General features: G+C 71.5%; 11 protein-coding genes and 1 pseudogene. 4 read left to right on the top strand and 8 right to left on the bottom strand.

Going from position 1 to position 14632, the window contains the following annotated elements:
- Positions 1 to 260: 260 nt before the first annotated feature.
- From L3078_RS14990 to L3078_RS14980, 3 genes are all read left to right on the top strand, one after another.
- A complete protein-coding gene (locus tag L3078_RS14990) occupies positions 261 to 686 on the top strand; it encodes a hypothetical protein (protein ID WP_239754123.1) in 426 nt (141 codons plus the stop codon).
- Between the two features lie 102 nt (positions 687 to 788).
- Positions 789 to 1436 carry an ABC transporter ATP-binding protein gene (locus L3078_RS14985; RefSeq protein ID WP_239760324.1) on the top strand — a complete coding sequence of 216 codons (648 nt, stop codon included), beginning with the start codon at positions 789 to 791 and terminating at the stop codon, positions 1434 to 1436.
- Positions 1433 to 3733 carry an ABC transporter permease gene (locus L3078_RS14980; RefSeq protein ID WP_239754122.1) on the top strand — a complete coding sequence of 767 codons (2301 nt, stop codon included), beginning with the start codon at positions 1433 to 1435 and terminating at the stop codon, positions 3731 to 3733. Before L3078_RS14985 ends, L3078_RS14980 begins: the two co-directional genes overlap by 4 nt.
- A 135-nt stretch (positions 3734 to 3868) precedes the next feature.
- Here the strand turns inward: L3078_RS14980 and L3078_RS14975 are convergent, their stop codons facing one another.
- The gene (locus L3078_RS14975; RefSeq protein WP_239754121.1) at positions 3869 to 4807 is read right to left on the bottom strand and encodes a sigma-70 family RNA polymerase sigma factor; all 939 of its coding nucleotides are present in this window, start codon (positions 4805 to 4807) and stop codon (positions 3869 to 3871) included.
- Positions 4808 to 4930: 123 nt separating this feature from the next.
- Entirely contained in the window at positions 4931 to 6127 is a 1197-nt protein-coding gene (locus tag L3078_RS14970) for an NAD(P)/FAD-dependent oxidoreductase (protein ID WP_239754120.1), read from the bottom strand.
- A 222-nt stretch (positions 6128 to 6349) separates the two neighbouring features.
- On the opposite strand from L3078_RS14970, the gene L3078_RS14965 reads away from it, so the two are divergent.
- Entirely contained in the window at positions 6350 to 6703 is a 354-nt protein-coding gene (locus L3078_RS14965) for a hypothetical protein (RefSeq protein ID WP_239754119.1), read from the top strand.
- Positions 6704 to 6794: 91 nt separating this feature from the next.
- Here the strand turns inward: L3078_RS14965 and L3078_RS14960 are convergent, their stop codons facing one another.
- From L3078_RS14960 to L3078_RS14935, 6 genes and pseudogenes are all read right to left on the bottom strand, one after another.
- Positions 6795 to 8291, bottom strand: coding sequence for a condensation domain-containing protein (locus tag L3078_RS14960; RefSeq protein ID WP_239754118.1), 1497 nt, complete (start codon positions 8289 to 8291; stop codon positions 6795 to 6797).
- Positions 8292 to 8371: 80 nt separating this feature from the next.
- A complete protein-coding gene (locus tag L3078_RS14955; RefSeq protein ID WP_275593143.1) occupies positions 8372 to 9706 on the bottom strand; it encodes a glycosyltransferase in 1335 nt (444 codons plus the stop codon).
- 83 nt (positions 9707 to 9789) lie between these two features.
- Positions 9790 to 10950, bottom strand: a complete 1161-nt coding sequence (locus L3078_RS14950) for an alkaline phosphatase PhoX (protein ID WP_239754114.1) — start codon at positions 10948 to 10950, stop codon at positions 9790 to 9792.
- 195 nt (positions 10951 to 11145) lie between these two features.
- Positions 11146 to 12861: a sensor histidine kinase gene (locus L3078_RS14945; protein ID WP_239754113.1), complete on the bottom strand. Its 1716-nt coding sequence runs from the start codon at positions 12859 to 12861 to the stop codon at positions 11146 to 11148.
- Positions 12858 to 13262 carry a winged helix-turn-helix domain-containing protein gene (locus L3078_RS14940; RefSeq protein WP_420864169.1) on the bottom strand — a complete coding sequence of 135 codons (405 nt, stop codon included), beginning with the start codon at positions 13260 to 13262 and terminating at the stop codon, positions 12858 to 12860. Before L3078_RS14940 ends, L3078_RS14945 begins: the two co-directional genes overlap by 4 nt.
- A 785-nt stretch (positions 13263 to 14047) precedes the next feature.
- A pseudogene (locus L3078_RS14935) lies at positions 14048 to 14405 on the bottom strand (response regulator transcription factor); the annotation flags it as partial.
- Positions 14406 to 14632: the final 227 nt, after the last annotated feature.

Below are 14632 nucleotides of genomic sequence, written 5' to 3'. Positions count from 1 at the left end.
CGGAACCGCCGCTCGTCCCCGACCGACCCTCACCGATGGGCGGCGGCTCCGGCCCACGAAAAGAAGGCGGCACCCCGTGCGGGGGGTGCCGCCTTCTGTGTTGTGGGGCTTGGGGACTTTGGGTGGTTGTGCTTCTTGTGCTTCAAGATCACCTGTTTCGGTGGCGGTTGGGTAGATCGATCGTTTCTGTGTGAAGTTGGGGCGTTACAGTCCGTGATTCACGGTGGTTGTTGGGGCTGCCGGTCGACACGGAGGTACGCATGAAGAGGGCGATGGCCGGGGTTGTGGCTGCGGGGCTGCTTCTCGCGGGGGCGGGGGTCGCGCTTGCGGCGCAGCCGGAGCAGGGGAACATTCCGGTGCTCGATACGCGGGGCGTCAAATTCTTGGAGGGGCACTACAAGTTCAACCCGCCGGGCGTCAACCACGGATCTTTTGAGTGGACCGGGAAGCTCAGGGACGACAACGCGCGCGACGGACACAACGTGTACGTGCAGGTGAAGGTCGAGGGGCATGGCTGGGCCCGCTACTACGGGAAGCAGCGGAGGACGGTCGAGATGCATCACTCCAACTGGAGTGGCTCTCAGAGCTATACGGACGACGCGGACGTCCGAGTGTGCCGTGACCGCGGTTCTCTGCGCCCGGACAACTGCTCGCCGACCGTGAGCTTCCACTACAACCGCGACTGAGCTCTCCCGCACCCACAGCCCAGGCGATCCAGCCTGGGCTCCTGCACTTCCAAGGGGTATGAGATCAACACTTCAGAAGTACTTTCCGCCAAGGGGGTCGACCTGCTCTACGGGGAGACGCCCGCCGTCAGGGGTGCGGAGATCTCCCTGCGCCGGGGAGAGGTCGCGGCGATCACCGGGCAGAGCGGTTCGGGGAAGTCCTCCCTGTTGTACTGCCTGGCAGGAGTGTTGCCGGTGGCTCGGGGTGAGGTCCGCTTCGAGGGACGGCGTCTCGCGGAACTCGACGACGAGGAGCTCAGCCGGCTGCGCCGGGAGCGGTTCGGGTTCGTCTTCCAGTACGGCGAACTCCTCCCGGAGTTGACGGTGGAGGAGAACACCGCTCTTCCGCTGCGGCTCGCTGGACAGCGCAAGAAGGAGGCGCTCGCCACGGCTGGCGAGGTGCTCGGCCGCCTGGGTCTCGCGGACCTGCGGGAGCGACGGCCGTCCCAGGTGTCCGGCGGGCAGAGCCAACGTGTCGCTGTGGCACGGGCGTTGGTGCACCGGCCGGCAGTGGTATTCGCCGACGAGCCCACCGGCTCGCTCGACAGCTCCAACGCCACGGCTGTGCTGGAGGAGTTCCTTGCCCTTGCCCGGTCCCAGGGGACGGCGGTGGTGCTGGTGACACACGACTCCGAGGTCGCCTCCCGCGCGGACAGCCGCTTCACGATGTGCGACGGGGTGCTGTCGGCCGAGGTGCGGGAGGTGTCGTGAAGGAACTCCTCTTGGGGCTTCGGCTGCTCCTGGGGGCCGGGCGCGGGAGCCGGGTGCGCTTCCTCCTCATGGTCGGGGGCAGTGCGATCGGCGTGTGCTGTCTGGCTGTCGTCCTCGCCATCCCCGGAATCCTGGAAGCCCAGGACGCGCGCAAGGCGGCGCGTGTCCCGGACTGCAAGCGGGATGCCAGCGGGGTGAGGTGTGTGGTGACGGAGGGCGATCCCTTCGAAATCACCCGCATGGATCCCTATGGCTCGGAACCCCTCACCCGGGTCTTCGTGGCTCGGGGCACCAGGCGTATCGACCCTCCGCCGGGCCTGAGGGAACTCCCCGCCCCGGGCGAGATGTTCGTGTCCCCGCGGCTGCGCGAGGCACTTCAGCGGGAACCCGCGCTGGCCCAGCTTCTGCCAGGTGACGACAGCGGGACCATCAGCGCCCAGGGGTTGGCTCACCCCGACGAGCTGTATGCGTACGTGGGCGTCGGCCGGGAGGAACTCGAGGACGGTGGCGACCGTATGACGACCTTCGGCAGGGGCTACGCCGACTTTCCCACCCTGGAATCCTCGACGCTCGACATCGTGCGTTTCACTCTCGCCGGCGTCGTGCTCCTCCCCCTGGCCGTGTTCCTCTCCGTGTGTGCCAGGCTCTCGGCGGCGGCGCGCGCCAGGCGACTGGCCGCTCTGCGCTTGCTGGGCCTGAGCAGGAAGGGCACCCAGCGGGTCAACGCCGCCGAGACCGTCGCGGCCGCGTCGTTCGGTGCCGCGCTCGGACTGGGCGCCTACTCGATCACGAACCAGCTCGTTTCGCGCATCGGACTGCCCGGCTTCAAGTGGTACCCCGGCGACGGGGCGTTGTCGCTGTCCACGGTGTTGATCTGCGGCGTCGGCTGTCCGGCGCTCGCGTGGTACGTGGGCCGGGCCAGTGCGCGTAACGCGGCGGCGAACCCGCTGGCCGTCCGGCGGAGTGCCGTGGAGAAGGCCCCAGGGAAGTGGGGGCTGCTTCCACTGCTCCCGGGCATGGCGATCGTGATCGGTTACTGCGTGGCCGGGTTGACCGACAACGCACCCCGGGACACGACACTCTCGTCGTTCCTCATGCCCCTAGCCGTCGTTCTGGTCGGCACCGGGCTCGTGATGATGCTGCCGGTCTTCTCGCAGACCCTCTCGCAGCGGGTGGCCCGCGCCACCCACTCCGTCTCGCTCGGCCTTGCCATGCGGCGCAATGAGGTGGAACCCGGGGGCGCGTTGCGAGTGGCCACCGGTCTGGTGATGTTGGTCTTCGCGGCTTCGCTGGTGCAGGGCGTGCTGATCGAACTGGACCAGGTCTCGAAGAACACGTCCCCGATCCAGACCTACGACATCTCACTCGCGGGTACGACGGCAGACCGGCAGCGGGCCTGGGAGAACGTCGAGGGTGTTCGGGGACACGCGGTCGTCATGCAGTCGCGGTCGAGTTCCCAGTTCGGTCAGTTTGATCCGAGCCTGAATGTGGTGCTCGCCACGTGTGATCAGCTGCGGAAGCTGGTGAGCAAGGTCTCCGGCTGCGTGGACGGCCGCCCGATGCGGCTGTGGGACCCGAACCAGGTCGCGAACGAGCAGAGCAAGCCCGGAACTCGCTTCCGCTTCGATCTGCGGCACGAAGGCCATCGGCGCGTGATGCACGTGAAGGTGCCGCGAGAAGTCCTGCGGTACACCGACGACCACGAACTCCCGGTCATCGACAGCGGCTCCGTCCTGCTACCCCCCTCCGCAGTTCCCGCCGATCACCGCCCCGAGGCAGCCACCCTCACCCTCCTCAGCAGCTCCGCCCCCGAAACCGTCCGTGCCGTGCTCGACGGGATCGGGGGCGTGGATCCCACCACCGAGGTCGGTACGCCGGGGGTCGTCGTCACGTCTCTGCAGCAGATCACCGTGGTGAAGAGTCTGCTGGGCATCGGGATGGTGCTGGGGCTCGTCATCGGTGTCGCCGCATACCTCGTCGCCGCCACGGACCGCGCCGTGGAGCGGAAGCCCCAGGTCACCGCCCTGTCGCTGCTGGGGGCGCGGCCCCGTACGCTGCGGGCCGTCCAGGTCGCCCAGGTCGTCGTGCCGTTGGCCGTCGGCCTGGCCCTCGCCGTCGTGCTGGGCAAGCTCGCCGAGTCCAGCTACCTCGTGACCGGCGGCGGCGCCGTCTACTGGGACGGCGCCGGAATCCCCCTGTTGCTCGCCTGCGCACTCGGCGCGGTCGCCGTCGCCGCGCTCGGCGCCCTGCCGCTCGTCGGACGCCGTATCGACCCGGAACTGATCCGGCGGGATTGAACGACCGAAGGAACCACCGAAGGAATCACCGTCACCCAAGGAACACCCGAAGAGCACCGGAAGAGCCACCGAGGCTGAAGGGTCGGCCAGAGGCGGGCGGCGTCATCCACACAGGCGCCGCCCGCCGCCTTCCCCTCACCACCCGCTCACGACCGGCGCCCCCGGCTCGTGCCGCTGCCAGGCCTCGTTCAGGCGCCGGAGGCGGTCCGCCGCGGCGATGCCCCGCAGGGCCGCCACCTTGCCGTCCGCGACATCGAACGCCACCGCCCCCACGACCCGGCCCTCGACCACCGCGACGACGGCCGGCGAGCCGTTGACCGTCGCGATGTGCATCACCGGGGAACCGCCCGCCATCCGCCGCTTCGCCGCGGTCGGCTTGAAGCCGGCCCGCACGAGGGACGCGATCCGCTCCGGCGTCCTGTACCGCAGCAGCCGCCTGGCCAGCCCGGCCCCGTCCGAGACCGCGGTCGCGTCGGCGGTGAGCAGCGCCACCAGCCGTTCGGTGCGCCCCGACGTGGCCGCCGCCAGGAACTCTTCGACGACCCTGCGCGCGGACGCGGGATCCACCGCCTCGCCGCCGCGACGCTCGGCGGCGACCCGGCGCCGGGCCCGGTGCACATGCTGCTGGCTCGCGGACTCGGTGATGTCGAGGATCCCGGCGATCTCGGCGTGGGGGTACGAGAAGGCCTCGCGCAGGACATAGGCGGCCCGCTCCACCGGCGAGAGGCGTTCCATCAGGGTCAGCACGGCCAGGGACACCGATTCGCGCTGTTCGAAGGTCTCGGCGGGGCCGAGCATCGGGTCGCCCTCGAGGAGCGGCTCGGGCAACCAGTCTCCGACCGCGCGCTCGTGGCGGGCCTGCGCCGAGCGGAGCCGGTCCAGGCAGAGATGGGTGACGACCTTGGTCAGCCACGCCTCCGGCACCTGGATCCGGTCCCGGTCCGCGGCCTGCCAGCGCAGGAACGTGTCCTGCACGGCGTCCTCGGCGTCGGCCGCCGAGCCGAGCAGACGGTACGCGAGCGAGGCCAGCCGTCCCCGGCCGGCCTCGAATCGGTCAATGGCTGCGGTGTCCACGTACACGACCCTATGCGGCGGTCTTCACAGCAGTGCCTTCACCGCAGTGCCTGCACAACAGCGCCTTCATGGCAGTGCCTGCACAACAAGGCCTTCCTGTCGTGGTGTTCGCGTCGTCGGCCCTCACGCTGTCCCCGCCACGGTCACACCACTCCGGTCAGGTGCGGCCGTCAGCCGTCGCCCTCGCTTCGGTATGCCGAAGGTCGGGTGGGCGATGCCCAGAGCGGCTCCCCTGAGGACGCCCGCCTTGAGTCGGGCGGCGGTTCGGCCGCCCAGGTACCAGGACTTCGACCTGGCCTCCCCGTCCACCATCTGGAAGATCGCGTCCCGCTGCCCGAGGCTGATGTGGTTGCCGACGTACTTCAGCCCGACCGTCGGGACCTCACGGCCCGTCAGGCGCGCGATGATCGCGGCGGTCGCCTGCATGTTGGTGTAGCCGGCCGAGGCGCAGGACATCGGCAGCGGTCGGCCGTTGTCGCCGATCGCGTAGGCGCTGTCGCCGGCGGCGTAGACGTCCGGGTGCGACACCGAGCGCATGGTGCGGTCGACGACCAGTTGGCCGGTCTCGGCGACCCGCAGGCCGGCGGCGGCCGCGAGGGGGTGCACGGCGAATCCGGCCGACCAGACGGTCACGTCGGCCGCGAGGGACGTACCGTCGGCGCTGATCGCCCGTGTCGGCTCGACGGCGGTGATGTCGGTGTGCTCGTGGACGGTGACGCCCAGCCGGTCGAAGGCCCGGCGCAGGTGTCGGCGGGCCTTCGGGCTCAGCCAGGCGCCCAGCTCACCGCGGGCGGCGAGCGCGACCGAGAGGTCGGGCCGGGACTCGGCGAACTCGGTGGCGGTCTCGATGCCGGTCAGCCCCTCGCCGACGACCAGCACGGTGCCGCCCGCTTCCAGTTCGGCCAGGCGCTCCCGCAGCCGCACCGCCGAGGCCCTGCCGGTCACGTCGTAGGCGTGCTCGGCCACCCCGGGCACGCCGTGGTCGGCCACGGAGCTGCCGAGCGCGTAGAGCAGGGTGTCGTACGTGAGCCGGCCGTCCCCGGTCTCGCCCGTCACAGCGACCGTCCTGCTCTCGGGATCGATGCCGGTGACGCGCGCCACGCGCAGCCGCACCCCGGTGCCGGCGAACACCTGGGTGAGCGGGAGGGGCGTGAGGTCCCGTCCGCTCGCGAACTGGTGGAGCCGCATTCGCTCGACGAAGTCGGGCACGGCGTTGACGACGGTGATCTCGGTGTCGGCGGGGGAGAGCCGACGGGCCAGGTTCCCGGCGGCGAAGGCTCCGGCGTATCCGGCGCCGAGGACGACGATGCGGTGCTTCATGGCGATGCTCCTGTCTCGTTCGCGTGCCTCCTGAACGGGATGGCGCCCCGGTTGCTGACAGAAGTGGCGTGTGATGTGAGTCACAGGGTGTGGGTGGGCGGCCGAACCCCCGGGACGCCCGGCGCGGGCCGTATTTCCCGTGCCTCTCCCACCGCCGTGTCGGTAGTGTCGCCGCCCGGCGTGCCGAATCGCGGGCGCCGGGTTCGGAGAGTGGTGCGTTCCGTGAGCGGGCAGCGAGAGACGACGACCCTGTGGCGGCCGACCGGCCCCGTGGAGCTGGGATTGGTGCGGGAAGCCGGATGGCGGGCCTGGCCGCCCCGGCTCCCCGAGCAGCCGATCTTCTATCCGGTGCTCGACGAGGAGTACGCCGTCAAGATCGCTCGGGACTGGAACGTGAAGCACGACGGGGCGGGGTACGTCACGCGGTTCGAGGTCGAGACGGAGTTCCTGCGGCGGTACCCGGTGCGGCAGGCCGGCGGGCGGACGATTCTCGAGCTCTGGGTGCCGGCGGAGGAGCTGGAGGAGTTCAACGCGCACATCGTGGGCGAGATCGAGGTCGTGCACGAGTTCGGGTGAGGGGCGGTGGCGGCGGCAGGGCGACCGTTCGTCGCCTGCCGTCCGCCGTCCGCCGTCCGCCGCTCGCCCCCCGCCGCCCCTCGTCGTGGGGTCAGCTCCGCACAGTCGGCCTCTCCCGGGACGGGCGCGGGATGGGGACCGGCACGCTGTCCCGTTCGCCCGCGATCTCCCGTAGGACCCGTACGAGTTCGTCGTGGAGGGCGTCGCCGATCTCGTGTGCTTGGGGTGTGTCGACGTGCAGCATGTTGACGTGGAGGCCGGTCGCGGTGCGGTGGAACCAGTGGCTGATGCCGTTGCCGCGGGCCGCCCAGACGTGCAACATCGGCTTCCACAGTGGGTGTTGGGGCCCACCGGGGGTCCTGCGGAAGTCGATGTAGGAGAAGAAGTTCACCGGGTACGGCCAGTGGTGCAGCGCGAAGCTCTCCGGGGCCAGCAACTCCCACGCCCGTACGAAGGGGACCTCGGTGTGCCGCTGCAGCTCGCCGTACGCCGCGCGGGCCCGCGCGATGGTGGTGGCGTGGTCCGTGCCGCCCTCACCCACCCGGAACTCGATCGGCATCGTGTTCACGAACCAGCCGACGGAGTGCTGCCACGGGTTCGGCGCCGTTCCGTTCCGCCCCTCGTCCGTCCGTTCGCTGATGGGGAGCAGGCCCCGGTAGACCCCCGGCCCCCCGAAACGGTGCTGGGCCGTCGCCGCGGCGGCCAGTACGGCGGTGAAGACGCTGCCGCCCGAGGCGCGGGCACCCGCTGCCAGGGCTTCGGTGCGGTGCGGGTCAAGAAGGGGGAACGCCCGGTTCACCAGGGGGTACAGATCACCCTCCGGTACGCCCAGGTCGAAGGGGAACCGGGGGAAGAGGCCGCCGTTGCCGCGGATGAAGTCCTTCCAGTAGCGCAGGCGGTCGTCGTCGGGGCCGAGCGCGGCGTAGCGACGGCGCTGGTCGTCGGCGAAGGTCAAGTAGCTGGCGGCGGGCGGGAGTTCGGGGCTGCGCCCGGCCGAGAGGGCGGCGTACGAGGTCTGGAGTTCGTTCACGACGACGGGCATGGACAGGCCGTCGCACACGATGTGGTCGAAGCAGAGGTAGACCGTCGCGCCGTCCTCGCGGACCACCGCGCCCATCAGGAACAGCGGCCAGGAGAGCGTGTCGATGCTCTTGAACGTCTTGTCGAGGTGGATGTGCAGATCGTCCCCGCTGTGGAAGTGGCCGACCACTTCCGCCTCCAGGGCGATGGAGTCGGGCGCCAGCGCCGTGCAGTTCAGGTCACCGGCCAGACGCCGGAACCGGCTGCGGAGCACCTCGTGGCGCCGTACGAGGAGCAGCAGCGCCCCTTCGAGGGCGGCGGTGTCGGGTGCGCCCGCGATCTCGAAGGTGACCGTGATCGAACTGGCGATCCCGTCGCTCGTACTCCGGGTCGCCTCGGACGACGAATGGTGCTTGTCCTGATTGAACGAGGCCGATGTGCACGGGGCCGATTCGGTGGGGGAATTCCCCTCGTCGTGTGCGTCGTGGGGGGAGCGCCTCGTGTGCAGGGACCAGGAGATGACGGTCCCGGGCTCGATGGTGACGTCGGAGAAAGGGATTTGCAGCACTCGGGGGCTTTCTGTTCATGACTTGTGGGGGGAAGTCGAGGGGGAATTGACTGAGTTGAGTGGAGGGCGGGAGGGCGGGATCACCCGGCGTGGCCCAGTAGGGAATTCACCGCCGCGTCGACACCGTCCTCGGCCCGGACGAGGTGTGCGATCTCAGCCGCCCGGTGGGTCAGGTGGCGGTCCGTCACCGCCGTGCTGATCGCCTCCGCGAGCCCGGGCGCGGTGAGGGCGCGGGCGGTGAGGGGCGCGGGGGCGACGCCCAGGGCTCGCATCCGGGCGGACCAGTGGGTCTGGTCGCCCATGTGGGGGCAGAGGACCTGGGGGCGGCCCGCGGCGAGGGCGGCTCCCACCGTCCCCGGGCCGCCGTGGTGGACGATCGCGGCCGTACGCGGGAAGAGCCAGTCGTGCGGGGCCTGTTCGATCATCAGGATGTTCGACGGCAGCGGGGCGGAGTTCCTGGTCGGCGCGCCGATGCCGCCCCAGCCGGTCGCGACGACGGCCCGTACGCCGGTGCGGCGGACCGCCTCGGTGACCAGCGCGTGGTTCCGGCGGGCCCGGGTGCCGGTCATGCTGCCGAAGCCGATGTAGACGGGGGGCGGGCCCTCCTCCAGGAACCGGCTCAGCGCCCTGGGCGGCGTCCAGTCGGGGCGCGCCGGCAGATACCAGAACCCCGTGGTGCGTACGGACGCGCCCCACGCCGGGTCGACCGGGGTGATGTGCCGGCTGAACGGCTGGAACACCGGGCGCCGTCGGCCCTCGGGGTCCCGCAGCCACTGCCGGGCACCGTGCCGGCGTGGCGCCAGACCCAGTTCGCCCGTCCGCCAGCGTTCCACCTCGGGCGACCGCTGGGCCGCCGCGACCAGGGCGTACGTGCTCCGGTTCAGGAAGCGCGGCACCCGGGGGAGCGGCAGCAGCGGGCAGGGAAACGCGTCGGTGGGGATCCAGCCCGGCTGGAGCGCCACGACGACGGCCGGCACGCCCAGTATGTCGGCGACGTGCTGGACGGGGAACGCCGCCGAATGCACCACCGCCGCCACGTCACCGTGGTCGTGCGCGATGGCCGCCACGTCCCGCAGCGGGGCCAGCATCAGGTGTTTCAGCCGGGCGACGGTCCGCGCGGCCGCGATCTTCCCCCGCACCCCCGTCAGGCCGCCGTCGATGATCCGCCGGGTCGCCGTCTCGTCGAGGATCCGGGTCGGTCCGTCGTCGATCGCGGCGAATTCGACGCCGTACGCGGCCGCTTCGGGAGCGTATGCGGAAGGGGCCGCCAATAACGGCTGATGGCCGTGGCGACGCAGCGCCACGGCCAATGCGAGAAAGGGTTGTACATCCCCGCGAGTACCGCATGCAGCCAGAAGAACCTTGCGCGGACGGGCGCCGACTCCGAGGCTCTCCGGCCCCGATTCATTGGGCATGACCACGCGCTGAACCTAGCAGAAGGAAAATCGAACAAGTCTGGGATGACAATGAGTTCGATATTTCTTTCCGCGGTGTGTGTTTATGCGGTCCGGAAAGGACCCGTCACCTCGTACGTGATCCCGCCCGACGAACTGCCGCTGGTCCCGCGCTGGCTGGAGAAGTAGAGGCGGCGGCCGTCGGGGGAGAAGGCGGGACCGGTGATCTCGGAGGCGGACTGGCCTTCGACGCGGAGGAAGGGGGAGATCGTGTCGTTCGGGGTGATGAGGCAAATCTCCATGGAGCCGCCGTCCTCGGCGACGTAGAGGTCGCCCGAGGAGGTGCCCGTGACGTTGTCGACGCCGGTGAGCGGGGCCGTTCCACCGGTGACCAGCGAGTCGTCGTAGGCGAGTTCGATGGTCTGGGCGGCGGCGTTGTACTGCCAGACGCGGTTGTCGCCCTTCGTCGTGAACCAGCAGGTGTCGTCGGCGTAGTAGCAGCCCTCGCCGCCGTTGAAGCGCTTGGCGCCGGACACCTGGTTGCGGGTGGCGGTGGCACCGGTGGGGTCCGGGACCCGGGCCCAGGTCACCGGCCCGCTGGTGGCGCTGCCGGCCACCAGGACCTCCAGCGTGCCCGACGACAGGTTGCCCCAGGTCGTGGGCCGGAAGCGGTAGAAGCAGCCGTCGGTGACGTCCTCGGTCATGTAGACGACGCCCCGGGTGGGGTCGGCGGCCGCCGCCTCGTGCTTGAAACGGCCCATCGCGTCCCGGCGGACCGCCGCCTTCGTGCCCCACGGGTCCGTCTCGTAGACGTAGCCCCGGTCGACCTCCTCGCAGGACAGCCAGGTGTTCCAGGGCGTCTGCCCGCCGGCGCAGTTCTGCCGGGTGCCGGACAGGATGCGGTACGCCGACGTCACCGCGCCCGTCGACGAGAACCGCACCGCGCTCGCGCCCCCGGACGGATTGATCTCCGAGTTGGAGACATAGATCCACCCGGTGCCGTCCGCGTAACAGGCGCCGCCGTCAGGGGCGTTGTGCCAGGTGTACGACGTCCCGGGAACCGTCTGGCCGGAACGGGCGATCACCCGGCTGGTGAAGCCGCTCGGCAGCCGGATGCCGTTGGCGTCCGCCGAGCCGAGCGCCCCGTACGGGCCGGGACCGGGCTGGGCCGGCGCGGCGTACGCGGCGCCGCGCCACAGGGTGCCGCCGAAAGCGGTCGATGTGCCGCCGAGTACGGCCGCGCGCAGGAGAGTACGACGTTCCACAGTCGCTCCAAGGTGTGCCTTGACCGGCCCGCCGCACGGTCGGCGGCGGGGTCGCGCGCTGATGGAACTTAGGGGAGCAGTGTTGACGGGGCATGGACAATTCATGACGTCGTGGCGGACAGGGGCGCGACGGGGGCGCGAGGGGCAACGTCCGGGGCGCGACGGGGCTGGGGCGGGGGCGCGGGCGGTGTTCGCTCACGCCGGCAGCGGCGGGGCCTCACGGCGCCGTTGCCCCGGTCGGCCCCCGAACCCGTGCCCGTGCCCGTGGCCGTGGCCGTGGGCCGGTCCCGGCGGTTCGGCCGAGGGGAGGCGGACGACCGCGTCCAAGCCACCCGTGGCCGCCTCCCGCAGCGTCACCTCGCCCCCACTGGCGTGGGCGAGCCGTTGGACGAGGGAGAGGCCGAGCCCGGTGCCGCCCTTGGGTGCGCCGGGGGCGCGCCAGAAGCGGTCGAACGCGCGGGCGCGCTGCTCGGGCGTCATACCGGGGCCCTCGTCGGTGACATGCAGGTCGACCCAGCTGGGCCGGGCGTCGCGCAGTGCCCGGCGGGCGGGGACGAGGAGCCGTAGCTCCATGGTGACCGTGCTGCCGGCGGGGGAGGCGCGCAGGGCGTTGGAGAGGAGGTTGTCGAGGATCTGCTCCACGGCTCCGGGAACGGCCGTGACCGGGCCCACCACTCCGGCGAAGAGGACCAGGGACACCCCCTCGCGTTCGAACAACGGCCCCCACGTACGGTGCCGTTCCGCGCAGATCGCCCCCAGGTCGACCGGGGCGGGGATGGCCGCCGACTCCTCCAGGCGGGCCATCGCCAGCAGCCCCTCGACCATCCGGGCCAGCCGGTCGGTCTCGGTGACGGCCGCGTCGAGGCTCGGCCGGGCGCGCCGGGCGATGTCCGGTTCCAGGTTCTCCAGCCGCAGCCGCAGGGCCGCCAGCGGGGTCTTCAGCTGGTGCGAGGCCTCGCCGGCGAACGCCCGCTGGGAGGCCAGCAGATGTTCGAGGCGCGCCGCGGTCGTGTTGAAGGCCGCCGCGAGACTCCGCACCTCAGGCGGGCCGGAGGTGACCACCACACTGGTCGCCCTGCCGCCCTCGGCCAACCGGTGCGTGGCCTCCTCCAACTGACGGATGGGGCGCCCCGTCCAGCGCGCGAACGCGAACGCCACGGCGGCGACGCCGGTGAGCACGGCGAGCCCGACCAGCGCCAGCAGCAGCCACACCGCGAACACCCGGGCGTGCACCATCGTGGTCGGCAGCGTGATCCGCACGGCGCCCTGCGCGGCGGCGGCCGACGCGGTGTCCGAGCGGGTGGTCGTGAGGGGGCGGGTGGTGGCGTCCGAGCCGGCGGTCGTGAGGGGGCCGGTGTTCGAGACTGAGCCGGCGTAGGAGACCGGGGCGGTGCCCGAGCCGGGATCGCCTTCCGCGCCCGAGCCAGGCTCGCCCTCCGTGCCCGAGCCCGGGCCCGAGTCGTCTTCCGTGCCCGCGTCGGGGTCCGCTGTCGCGTGGCCCACCGGGGCCGCCACGGACAGATAGTGGACGCCGCCGGTCGTCGTCGTACGGACGTCCGTCGTGGCGCGGCCCCGGAGCGCGGACGAGATCTCGGGGAGGGAGGCGAGGGACTCCTTCTCCTCGGCGGACAAGGAGTGGGAGGACGCCAGCAGTTCACCGTCCGCGTCGACGATGACGACCTTGCCGCCGATGCGCTCGGCGCAGTGTCTGGCCCGTTCGGCGAGTTCGTCCGGACGGTGGGCGGCGAGCGACAGCGCGGCGAACGCGGCGACGGACTCGGCCTCGTTGTTGGCGGAGTTGACGATCCGCTCGCGCTCGGCCCGGGAGTAGACGAAACCCAGCGGGATCTCCAGGCCGAGCAGGACCAGGGCGGCGAGGCTGAGGTAACTCAGCAGCAGGCGCCGGGTCATGACGCCCTGGCCTCGGGTGTGCGGTGCCTCCCCGGCCCCTGCCCGGGCGTGCGTACGGCGAGCCGGAAGCCCACGCCGCGCAGGGTCTGGATCCACGCCGGGTCGCCCAACTTGCGGCGCAGCGTGGCGACATGCACGTCCAGCGTCTTGGTGGGGCCCTGATAGTGGTCGTCCCAGACCCGGTTGAGGATCTGCTGCCGCGAGTAGACGGCCCCGGGATCCTCGGTGAGCAGCGCCAGCAGCTCGAACTCCTTCGGCGTCAGCGCGACGGGCACCTCGCCCACCCACACCTGCCGGGTCCGCCGGTCCACGACGAGAGGACCGGGCGGCGGGGCCGACCCGTCCCCGGCCGCCGTGGTGCCGGACGGGGCACGGGGTTCGGGCGGGGCCTGCTCGTACATGGGGGGTTCGTAGACGGGGGGCTCGTACGCCGGGGGCTCGTAGGCGGGGCTGCCGTACGCCGGGGTGCCGTACGCCGTGCCGCCGGGGGCGGATGCGCCGGGCGCGGGGCTTCCGAAGACGGGGGTGCTGTGCGGCGGGCCGGCGTACGTGGGTGTCCCGTGCGCCGGGGTCTCGTACGGGGCCGACCAGTCGTACTCGGCTCCGGCGCCGACACTCGCTGCTCGACCGCCGGGCCCCGTGGCGTCGACATCCGTACCCGCCGCGTCGGCACCGGCTTCCCGGCGACCGTCCCCGATGCCCGAGCGACCCGCGCCGTCGTCCCCGACACGGCCCGAGCCCTCGCTTCCGAAGGCGTCTCCTGGCCGGTAGCGGTCCTCCGCCCGGTAGCGGCCCTCCGCCCCGACGTCACCGACGGCCGAGAAGTCGCTGCCGGCCCCGAAACGGCTTCCGGCCCGGTCCCTGCCCCCGAAGCCGGCCCCGGCCGCCGACCCCCGCCGACCCGAGGAGTCCGGCGCGGACTCCGGCGCGGACGCCGACCATGTGCCGTACGCCGAACTCCCGCCCAGGGTCCCGCCCAGCGCGTCGAACTCGGCCGCCCCAGCAGCCCCAGCCCCACTCCCAGCCCCGGCCCCAAGCCCAGATCCGTCACCAAATCCGGCCCCGAAGCTGTCCCCAACCCCGGCCCGGACCCCAGCCGTTCCCTCGGCGGCGGTCGCCCTCCCGACCTCCGCCAGGACCACCCCGGCCACCACTTCGCCCGTGACTCCGTCGCCTCCGTTGCCGGGGCGCTGGTGGCGGCGCGACACCGCCCGTATCCGGGCGACCAGCTCCCGGATGCTGAATGGTTTCGCCAGGTAGTCGTCGGCGCCGAGTTCGAGGCCCAGCACGCGGTCGGCCTCCTCGCCGCGCGCGCTGAGGATGATGATGGGGACGTCGGAGGTCCGGCGGATACCGCGACAGACGTCGATGCCGTCCATGTCGGGCAGGCCGAGGTCCAGCAGGACGACATCGCCGTGCGGACCTCTCAACCCGTCCGCGCCGGTCGCCACGTGGTGGACCGTCAGGCCGAAGTGCCGCAGCCCGTCGGCGAGCGGTTCGGCGATCGTCTCGTCGTCCTCGATGAGCAGCACTCGTACGCCCATGGCCGCCTGTCTCTCCAGAAAGTCGGGACAACACGAGAGCCGTGCTGTGGGGCGCCACGCTACAAGAGAACGAACAGCTGTGCGCAGGGAATCCGGAGCATTGTGAAATGACCCTCAGAAACCGCTTGTATTCGGTCGCCCGACCTGCGGTGAAGGGGTTGCTAGCCGAAAGATGTGGAGAATCTGGTCGCGCTTTAGTGTTCTCTTAACCTTCCTCTGTTCATCGC

The sequence above is a fragment of the Streptomyces deccanensis genome, assembly GCF_022385335.1.
Taxonomy (GTDB): Bacteria; Actinomycetota; Actinomycetes; order Streptomycetales; family Streptomycetaceae; genus Streptomyces; species Streptomyces deccanensis.
The sequence above is the reverse complement of the archived record's forward strand: the minus strand, read 5'-3'. Positions and strand labels throughout refer to the sequence as shown.

Excerpts from the sequence above, each read along its gene's own strand:
- L3078_RS14990 (WP_239754123.1), top strand. The coding sequence starts at position 261 with ATGAAGAGGGCGATGGCCGGGGTTGTGGCTGCGGGGCTGCTTCTCGCG.
- L3078_RS14940 (WP_420864169.1), bottom strand. The coding sequence starts at position 13,262 with ATGTACGAGCAGGCCCCGCCCGAACCCCGTGCCCCGTCCGGCACCACG.
- L3078_RS14945 (WP_239754113.1), bottom strand. The coding sequence starts at position 12,861 with ATGACCCGGCGCCTGCTGCTGAGTTACCTCAGCCTCGCCGCCCTGGTC.
- L3078_RS14955 (WP_275593143.1), bottom strand. The coding sequence starts at position 9,706 with ATGCCCAATGAATCGGGGCCGGAGAGCCTCGGAGTCGGCGCCCGTCCG.
- L3078_RS14970 (WP_239754120.1), bottom strand. The coding sequence starts at position 6,127 with ATGAAGCACCGCATCGTCGTCCTCGGCGCCGGATACGCCGGAGCCTTC.